At 66.6% G+C, this 1,243-nt stretch carries 1 protein-coding gene; it reads left to right on the top strand.

The annotated features are described in order from the left end of the window. Positions 1–1,215, top strand: a 1,215-nt coding sequence (gene tnpC / locus FG154_RS20520) for an IS66 family transposase (RefSeq protein WP_145112001.1), incomplete at its 5' end; no start/stop codon positions are given. Between the last annotated feature and the right edge of the window lie 28 nt (positions 1,216–1,243).

Raw genomic sequence — 1,243 nt, 5'->3', positions numbered from 1 at the left:
GACCTGCGGCTCGTGGGCGAAGACATGAGCGAGATGCTCGACCTCGTCGCGGCACAGCTGAAGGTCCTGCAGATCGCGCGTCTGAGGAAGTCCTGCCGTCGTTGCGAGAAGATGGTTCAGACGCCCGCGCCCAGCCGTCCGATCCCCGGCAGCATGGCGAGCGCGGCCCTGCTGGCCTGGATCCTCGTGTCCAAGTTCGATGACCATCTTCCCTTGTATCGCCTGAACGAGATCGTCGCCCGCATGGGGGCCGACATCCCGGACAGCACCTTGGTCGACTGGTGTGGGCGCGCCATGAAGGTGCTTGCGCCGCTGGTCGAGCGCATCGAGGCCGATGTGATGGCCAGCGACCTCCTCCATGCCGATGACACCCCGATCCGTGTGCTGGACCGGTCCCTCAAGGACCGCGGCCTCGGAAAGGGGGTGAAGCAGGGACGGATCTGGGCCTATGTCCGCGATACGCGACCTTGGGCAGGCACAGCACCACCCGGGGCAGTCTACCGCTTCGCCCCGGATTGGAAGCAAGAGCATGTCCATGGGCATCTGGCCCAGACCCGCGGCATCCTGCAGGCCGATGGCTACAAGGGCTATGCCAAGCTTTACGAACCCGACGCCGACGGCACGCCCCGTCTGCAGGAGGCGTCATGCTGGGCGCATCTGCGGCGCGACTTCCACGACGAATGGGACAAGACGAAATCGACCATCGCGCGCGAGGCGCTGGATCGCATCGGTGCGCTCTATGACATCGAGCGCGAGATCAACGGGCAGCCTGCCGAGATCCGCCTTGCCGCGCGCCAGAAGCTCAGCGCGCCGAAGGTCGACGCCTTCTTCGCCTGGTCCGAGAGCCAGCTCACGCGGATCCCCGGCAAGGGGGATCTGGCCCGCGCATTCCGCTATGGGCTGGCCCGCCGGGCGTCGTTCAGCCTCTTCCTCACTGATGGTCGCGTCGCCATCGACAACAATCCGGCCGAGCGCGCCCTGCGCCCGATCGGAATCGGCCGGAAGAACGGGCTCTTCGCGGGCGCCGATACCGGCGGCGAAACGCTGGCCCGCGCCATGACGATCATCGAGACCGCCAAGCTGAACAACCTCGATCCGCAGGCCTATCTCGCCGACGTGCTCGACCGGATCCACGACCACAAGATCAACCGGCTCGACGAGCTCCTGCCGTGGAACTGGACACCGGTCGCCGTCGCTCAGGCCGAGGCCGCCTGATCAACCGCGGTGCCAACCGAGCGGTTAC

It is taken from the genome of Cereibacter sediminicola (genome assembly GCF_007668225.1).
Taxonomy (GTDB): Bacteria; Pseudomonadota; Alphaproteobacteria; order Rhodobacterales; family Rhodobacteraceae; genus Cereibacter_A; species Cereibacter_A azotoformans.
Note: the sequence above shows the minus strand (reverse complement) of the source record. Positions and strands in the feature narration are given on the sequence as shown.